The sequence below is a fragment of the Vibrio sp. 1249-1 genome, from assembly GCF_033340495.1.
This window is the reverse complement of sequence record NZ_JAWOWJ010001124.1, coordinates 1-530: the sequence shown is the minus strand read 5'-3', so window position 1 is coordinate 530 and position 530 is coordinate 1. Positions and strand designations below refer to the sequence as shown.

Annotated in this window: 1 protein-coding gene and 1 pseudogene; both read left to right on the top strand. The window is 49.6% G+C overall.

Going from position 1 to position 530, the window contains the following annotated elements; genetic code table 11:
- Window positions 1–326 (top strand): DUF4842 domain-containing protein (locus tag R7Z50_RS30825; protein ID WP_318150189.1); only part of this gene is annotated, 326 nt, incomplete at its 5' end.
- 10 nt (window positions 327–336) lie between these two features.
- A pseudogene (locus R7Z50_RS30820) lies at window positions 337–530 on the top strand (hypothetical protein); the annotation flags it as partial.

The window sequence follows — 530 nt, the reverse complement described above, 5'->3', positions numbered from 1 at the left end:
ACTCGTATCACGGTGATTTTACTACCACACCTCCGGGTATGAGTTGGCAAACGCACTTCAAGTCCTTTGCGGGAACCAGTGAGATGAATAACTCTTTTTTCAACCTGCATGATGATAACTCCGGCGGCGCTGAGTCATTCTTGACGAACAACAACATGCCGTGGGCGATCAACATTCGTGACGAGTGGGATCATCCGATTGAAAACGTCGACATCAGTAAAGCGTATCCCGATTTCCCAACTTGGGTAACCAGCAGTGGCGAGTCAGAAACAACGTGGTACCAAGCCTCAACCGCTAACAAAGTAATTCCTGCAACTCAGCAGTAAGGAGCCTGACATGAAACATTCTACAAAACTGCTTATGACGACGTTGATTTCGGCATTAACCGTAGCTTGTGGAGGCGGCGGTGGAGGTGGTGGCTCAACCACGCCTCCGGCACCAACACCGACGCCATCGGTTCAGGTTCTCGACAATACGGCTGACATCGTGGCGGAACGAGACTTCTCATTCGATATTGGTGAAAAAATTAC